Origin of the sequence: Streptomyces phyllanthi, from assembly GCF_009377205.1 — a bacterium.
Lineage (GTDB): Bacteria > Actinomycetota > Actinomycetes > Streptomycetales > Streptomycetaceae > Streptomyces > Streptomyces phyllanthi.
The window spans coordinates 1-6,165 of the sequence record NZ_VJZE01000511.1 but is presented as its reverse complement, the minus strand read 5'-3'; the positions used below and the strand labels follow the sequence as shown (position 1 = coordinate 6,165).

The following is a 6,165-nucleotide window of genomic DNA, read 5'->3' as shown; positions in this document are numbered from 1 at the left end:
CACACCCCGCCGCCGGTTCATCCTCGCCGACACACCCGGCCACGTGCAGTACACCCGCAACATGGTCACCGGCGCCTCCACCGCCGAGCTCACCGTGATCCTCGTCGACGCCCGCAACGGCGTCGTCAAACAGACCCGCCGCCACGCCGCCATCGCCGCCCTGCTGCGCGTCCCCCACGTCGTCCTCGCCGTCAACAAGATGGACCTCGTCGCCTACGAGGAGGAGGCGTTCGACCGTATCGTCCAGGACTTCGCGGGCCACGCCGAGGAGCTGGGCCTGACGGGCTTCACCCCGATCCCGGTGTCGGCGCTGGCCGGTGACAACGTCGTCGAGCGCTCGGCGCACATGGGCTGGTACGCGGGTCCGGCGCTGCTGGAGTACCTGGAGACCGTCCCGGTGGGCGACGGGCACGCGGGCGCTCCGGCGCGCTTCCCCGTCCAGTACGTCATCCGGCACGAGGAAGCCCGTCACTACGCGGGCCAGTTGGTGTCCGGCTCGCTCCGGGTGGGCGACCGGGTGACGGTCCACCCGTCGGGCGTGACCACCGAGATCACCGGTATCGACGTGCTCGGCACCGAGGTGGACGTGGCGTACGCGCCGCAGTCGATCACCGTACGGCTGGCGGGCCGGCAGGACGTCTCGCGCGGCGACATGATCACGACGGAGGCCGACGCCCCGACGCTGACGCGGGACGTGCGGGCGGCGGTCTGCCATCTGGCCGAACGGCCGCTGCGGGTCGGCGACCGGGTGCTGGTCAGGCACACGACGCGGACCGTGAAGGCGATCGTGAAGGACCTGAGCGAGGGGGGTTACCCCGCTCGGGCACAGCCGGGAGTGGGGAAGGACGCCCTGGCCGCCAACGACCTGGGCCGGATCACCCTGCGCACGGCCGAGCCGCTGGCGCTCGACGACTACGCGGACGTACGCCGCACCGGGGCGTTCATCCTCGTCGACCCCGCCGACGGCGCGACACTGACGGCGGGCATGGCCGACCTGTCGTAGGCCGCATCGGACTCGTGGGCGCCCTCACGTTCCCAGAGCGAGCCGGGGTTTGGGGGCGTCCGTGCGTCCGGTGCGCGGTGGTCTGCTGCCGGCCCTGTAGGGGGCGGGCCAGCTCACGCCCGGGCCCTCGTAGCCCTGCTCGGCCGCCGCGTGCAGGGTCCAGTGCGGGTCGTAGAGGTGGGGGCGGGCCAGGGCGCACAGGTCCGTACGCCCGGCCAGTATCAGGGAGTTGACGTCGTCCCAGGAGGAGATCGCGCCCACGGCGATCACCGGGACACCGGTCTCGTGGCGGATACGGTCCGCGAACGGCGTCTGGTACGAGCGGCCGTACTCGGGGTGTTCGTCCGCGACGACCTGCCCGGTGGACACGTCCACGGCGTCGGCGCCGTGCGCGGCGAAGGCCCGAGCGATCTCCACGGCGTCCTCGGCGGTCGTCCCGCCGTCGGACCAGTCGGTGGCGGAGATACGGACCGTCATGGGCCGTTCCCCCGGCCACACCGACCGGACCGCGTCGAAGACCTCCAGCGGGAAGCGGAGCCTGCGGTCGAGGGAGCCGCCGTACTGGTCGGTGCGGCGGTTGGTCAGGGGGGAGAGGAAACCGGACAGCAAGTAGCCGTGGGCGCAGTGGAGTTCGAGCAGGTCGAAGCCGCTGCGGCCGGCATGCCGGGCGGCCGACACGAACTGCTCGCGGACATCGGTCAGCTGGGCGCGCGTCAGCTCACGGGGGGTCTGGTTCCGGGGCCCGTACGGAACCGGGGACGGGGCCACGAGCGGCCAGTTGCCGTCGTCGAGGGGTTCGTCGATGCCCTCCCACATCAGCTTGGTGGAGCCCTTGCGGCCGGAGTGACCGAGCTGGACGCCGATGGCGGTGCCCGGTGCCCCCTCGTGCACGAACCGCACCACGCGGCGCCAGGCCTCCGCCTGCCGGTGGGTCCAGAGCCCGGCGCAGCCCGGGGTGATCCGCCCCTCCGGGCTCACGCACACCATCTCGGTCATCACCAGTCCGGCACCGCCGAGGGCCCGGGCGCCGAGGTGGACGAGGTGGAAGTCGCCGGGGACGCCGTCCACCGCCGAGTACATGTCCATGGGTGAGACGACGACCCGGTTGCGCAGGGTCAGTCCGCGCAGCCGGAACGGGGTGAACATCGGGGGTGTGCCGGGCGGGCAGCCGAACTCGCGCTCCACGGCCCGGGTGAACCGGGCGTCGCGCAGCCGGAGGTTGTCGTGGGTGACGCGGCGGCTGCGGGTGAGCAGGTTGAAGGCGAACTGGCGGGAGGGCTGCCCGAGATGGATCCGCAGGTTCTCGAACCACTCCAGGCTGGCCCGCGCCGCGCGCTGGGTGGAGGCGACTACGGGGCGCCGCTCCGCCTCGTACGCGGCCAGCGCCCGGGGCAGGTCCGGGTGTTCCTCCAGACAGGCGGCGAGGGCCAGGGCGTCCTCCACGGCGAGCTTCGTACCGGAGCCGATGGAGAAGTGCGCGGTGTGCGCGGCGTCGCCGAGAAGGACGAGGTTGCCGTGCGACCAGTGCGCGTTGACCACCGTGCGGAACGTGGTCCACGCGGACCTGTTGGACCTCAGCGGCCGCCCGCCGAGGGCGTCCGCGAAGACCTTCGCGCACCGTGAGACCGACTCCTGCGCGTCCAGGTCCGCGAAGCCGGCCGCGCGCCACACCTCCTCGCGCATCTCGACGATCACGGTGGACGCGCCGAGTTGATCCCGCGGCCCGGAGGGCCTCGTTGAGGGGTGGTGGCCGGGCGACGGGCGGGCGTAGGGGTAGCCGTGCAGCTGCATCACGCCGTGCTCGGTCTCGGCGATCTCGAAGCGGAAGGCGTCGAAGGCGAAGTCGGCGGCGAGCCAGATGTAGCGGCAGCGGTGTTCGGCCACGGAGGGCCGGAAGGCGTCGGCGTACGCCTCGCGGGTGGTGCTGTGCACGCCGTCGGCGGCGATGACCAGGTCGTACGTCTCCGTGAGCCAGGCCGGGTACGGCGCCTCGACGTGGAAGCGCAGTTCGACGCCGAGCGACCGGCAGCGCTCGTGCAGGATCTCCAGGAGCCGTTTCCGGCCGAGGGCGGCGAAGCCGTGGCCACCGGACCTGTGCCGTACCCCCCGGTGGACGATGTCGATGTCGTCCCAGCGCACGAACTCGGCCCGCATCGCCTCGTACACGGTCGGGTCGGCGTGCTCGATCCCGCCGAGCGTCTCGTCGGAGAGGACGACACCGAAACCGAACGTGTCGTCGGGGGCGTTGCGCTCCCAGACGGTGATCTCGCGGGACGGGTCGAGGCGTTTCAGCAGAGCCGCCGCGTACAGACCCCCGGGACCGCCGCCGATGACCGCGACCCTCATGCCGTCACCTCCCCCGCCACTTCGGCGGCCGCTTCTCCGTGAACGCGGCGTGGAACTCGGCGTAGTCCTCACCGTTCATGAGGAGGGCCTGGGTCGAGGCGTCCAGTTCGACGGAGGCGGCGAGCGGCATGTCCAGCTCGGCGGTGAGCAGCGCCTTCGTCTGGGCGTACGCGAGGGCCGGGCCCCCGGCCAGACGGCGGGCCAGTGCCTGGGCGGCCTCGTCGGCGCGGCCCTCGTCCGTCAGCTCGCTGATCAGCCCGATCCGCTCGGCCTCGGGCGCCCGTACGGCGTCGCCGAGCATCAGCAGCCGGGTCGCGTGCCCGAGTCCGACGACCCGGGGCAGCAGATAGGCGGCGCCCATGTCGCCGCCGGAGAGTCCCACCCGGGTGAAAAGGAAGGCGAACCGCGCGCTCGGATCGGCCACCCGGAAGTCGGCGGCCAGCGCGAGCACGGCTCCCGCGCCCGCGGCCACTCCGTGCAGGGCGGCGATCACCGGGAACGGGCACTCCCGGACGGCCCGCACCACCTGCCCGGTCATCCGGTTGAAGTCGAGGAGCTGGGCGGTGTCCATGCCGAGGGTCGCGCCGATGATCTCGTCGACGTCACCGCCGGAGCAGAAGCCGCGCCCCTCCCCGGCCAGCACCAGGGCGCGCACCGACCTCTCCCGGGACAGCTCGGCGAGCAGGTCGCGCAGGTCGGCGTAGGCGCCGAAGGTGAGCGCGTTGAGTTTCTCGGGGCGGGCGAGGGTGACGGTGGCGACGCCGTCGTCGACCGCGCACCGCAGATGGCGCCAGTCGGAGGTACGGGCGGCGGAGCCGGTGAAGGGGCTCATGAGGGGCGGCCTCCTCGTGCGTGATCAACCGACGGGACGCTTGCCTGCCTCTTGAAGCTATCACTGATATGTGACTGTCGTCACGAGCCCGCGATAACACCGGGGGGGGCGCCGCCCTCCTGCCGCGTGGCGTCACGGCCGTCCGTCACTCGGTCACGGATCGTCGACAGCCCGGTAACGGCGGGCGCGCATGCGCGAGGCGAGGCGTTGACCCGGGTAAGCCGCCCGGCAACGGGGTCGATGGCCCCATACGGCGCCCGCCGAGGGACGCTGCCGGAGCGCGCCGTACCATGCACGAAGCTGAAAGCAGGATGACCTGCTCCATGAACGGATCCACCTTGCACGAACCCTCAGCCCCCGCCTCCTGGCGCATCGCGCTGCCGCACACCGTCGCGGCCGTGCCCGTCGCCCGCGCGCTCGTCCGCACGGCACTGGCCGAGCTCAAGCACGCGGCGGACAGTGACACCGCGGAGCTGCTCACCGCGGAGCTGGTGGCCAACGCGGTGGAGCACACGGCGGGGAGCGGGCCGATAGAGCTGGTCGTGGAGCTGCTGCCGACCGGCTGCCAGGTCGAGGTGCACGACCCCGACCCGGCCCCGCCCGGCGATCTCACCCTGCCGCATCACGGCGCGCCCGACCCCTGGCAGGAGCACGGGCGCGGACTGCTCCTCATCCGCACCCTCAGCTCGTCCTGCGGCCACCGCCCGACCGAGTCGGGCAAGGCGGTGTGGTTCCGCCTCCCGCTGATCCCCCAGCAGCGGCGGCCCGTCTAGCGGGCGAGCGTCGCGACCAGGAGCGCCTTGATCGTGTGCAGGCGGTTCTCCGCCTCGTCGAAGACCACCGAGTGCGACGACTCGAAGACCTCGTCCGTGACCTCCAGGGACTCCAGGCCATACGTCTCGTACATCTCACGGCCGACCTTGGTGCCGAGGTCGTGGAAGGCCGGGAGGCAGTGGAGGAACCTGACGTCGGGGTTCCCGGTCGCGCGGAGCACGTCCATGGTCACGGCGTACGGCGAGAGGGCGGTGATCCGCTCGGCCCAGACCTCCTTGGGCTCACCCATGGAGACCCAGATGTCGGTGGCCACGAAGTCGGCGCCGGCGACCCCCTCGGCGATGTCCTCGGTGAGCGTGATGGCGGCACCGCTGTCCCCGGCCAGCTTGTGGGCCCGGGCGACGACGTCGTCACTGGGCCAGTACGCCCTGGGCGCGACGATCCGTACGTCCAGGCCGAGCAGCGCACCGGTGATCAGGTAGGAGTTGCCCATGTTGAACCGGGCGTCGCCGAGGTAGGCGAGGATGAACCCGTCGTTGACGAGGTCCTTGCCGCTGTGCTCGGTCATGGTGAGCACGTCGGCGAGCATCTGGGTGGGATGCCAGTCGTCGGTGAGGCCGTTGTAGACGGGGACGCCGGCGTACACGGCGAGTTCCTCGACCTTGGCCTGGCTGTCCCCCCGGAACTGGATGGCGTCAAACATCCGGCCGAGCACGCGCGCGGTGTCCTTCACGGACTCCTTGTGCCCCAGCTGCGAGCCGGACGGGTCGAGGTACGTGGTCGTGGCCCCCTGGTCCGCGGCCGCGACCTCGAACGCGCAGCGGGTACGCGTCGACGTCTTCTCGAATATCAGCGCGATGTTCCGCCCCCGCAGGTACTGCGTCTCGTTCCCGGCCTTCTTGGCCGCCTTCAGCTCGGCGGCCAGCTCGATCAGCCCCCGGAACTCCGCCTCGCTGAAGTCCAGCTCCTTGAGGAAGTGTCGTCCGGCAAGAGCGGTCGGAACGGTCACCATGGGGGCTCCTGGGTTCGGGAAGGACTGCGCAGCGAAGGATGAGCTGGAAGTCTATACGACGCCCCACATTTCTATACAGGCCCAGGAGCCCTGTCGTGGGCACGTGGTTTCAGGGGCGCGGGGAACTCCGCGACCAGCCACGACGAACCCGCGGCGGACCGACGACCACACCCCCCTTCCCCGTCACCTCCTTTCCCG

Annotated in this window: 5 protein-coding genes; 2 read left to right on the top strand and 3 right to left on the bottom strand. The window is 71.8% G+C overall.

What is annotated here, in order from left to right; translation table 11 throughout:
• The coding region (locus tag FNH04_RS39560) for a sulfate adenylyltransferase subunit 1 (RefSeq protein ID WP_152790896.1) at nucleotides 1-1,003 on the top strand (1,003 nt) is incomplete at its 5' end.
• A gap of 24 nt (nucleotides 1,004-1,027) precedes the next feature.
• Here the strand turns inward: FNH04_RS39560 and FNH04_RS39555 are convergent.
• Nucleotides 1,028-3,349, bottom strand: coding sequence for a bifunctional salicylyl-CoA 5-hydroxylase/oxidoreductase (locus tag FNH04_RS39555; RefSeq protein ID WP_152790894.1), 2,322 nt, complete (start codon nucleotides 3,347-3,349; stop codon nucleotides 1,028-1,030).
• A gap of 4 nt (nucleotides 3,350-3,353) precedes the next feature.
• Entirely contained in the window at nucleotides 3,354-4,181 is an 828-nt protein-coding gene (locus FNH04_RS39550) for an enoyl-CoA hydratase family protein (protein WP_152790892.1), read from the bottom strand.
• A 311-nt stretch (nucleotides 4,182-4,492) separates the two neighbouring features.
• Here FNH04_RS39550 and FNH04_RS39545 point away from each other — a divergent pair, with 311 nt between their 5' ends.
• On the top strand, nucleotides 4,493-4,954 hold the full coding sequence (locus FNH04_RS39545; RefSeq protein ID WP_152790898.1) for an ATP-binding protein: 462 nt from the start codon (nucleotides 4,493-4,495) through the stop codon (nucleotides 4,952-4,954).
• Here the strand turns inward: FNH04_RS39545 and argF are convergent.
• On the bottom strand, nucleotides 4,951-5,967 hold the full coding sequence (gene argF / locus FNH04_RS39540) for an ornithine carbamoyltransferase (RefSeq protein ID WP_152790890.1): 1,017 nt from the start codon (nucleotides 5,965-5,967) through the stop codon (nucleotides 4,951-4,953). The genes FNH04_RS39545 and argF overlap by 4 nt on opposite strands.
• Nucleotides 5,968-6,165: the final 198 nt, after the last annotated feature.

Excerpts from the sequence above, each read along its gene's own strand:
- FNH04_RS39550 (WP_152790892.1), bottom strand. The coding sequence starts at position 4,181 with ATGAGCCCCTTCACCGGCTCCGCCGCCCGTACCTCCGACTGGCGCCAT.
- FNH04_RS39555 (WP_152790894.1), bottom strand. The coding sequence starts at position 3,349 with ATGAGGGTCGCGGTCATCGGCGGCGGTCCCGGGGGTCTGTACGCGGCG.
- FNH04_RS39545 (WP_152790898.1), top strand. The coding sequence starts at position 4,493 with ATGACCTGCTCCATGAACGGATCCACCTTGCACGAACCCTCAGCCCCC.
- argF (WP_152790890.1), bottom strand. The coding sequence starts at position 5,967 with ATGGTGACCGTTCCGACCGCTCTTGCCGGACGACACTTCCTCAAGGAG.